Source organism: Cohnella sp. GbtcB17 (assembly GCF_019091135.1).
Taxonomy (GTDB): domain Bacteria; phylum Bacillota; class Bacilli; order Paenibacillales; family Paenibacillaceae; genus Cohnella.
The window spans coordinates 1-242 of record NZ_JAGXJW010000412.1; the positions used below are offsets into that span (position 1 = coordinate 1).

General features: G+C 57.9%; 1 protein-coding gene. It reads left to right on the forward strand.

Annotated elements, in window-relative coordinates; translation table 11 throughout:
- Positions 1–242: helix-turn-helix domain-containing protein (locus KVT38_RS34060; RefSeq protein WP_217598124.1), on the forward strand; the 242-nt coding region annotated here is incomplete at both ends.

Below are 242 nucleotides of genomic sequence, written 5' to 3' on the forward strand. Positions count from 1 at the left end.
CGGAAATCCGAGATCGAGGCGGTGCTCCGTTACCTCGGTACCCATTACCACGAGCCGTTCCGCCTCGCGGGATTGGCCAAGCGGACCTTTTTCAGCAAAAACTACTTCAGCCAGCTGTTCAAGGAAACGACCGGCATGGCCGCGATGCACTATGTGCAGCAGGTGCGTATCGAAGAGGCATGCAGGATGCTGCAGGAACCGGACAAAAAGATGGCGCAGATCGCCCTGGACGTAGGGTATGC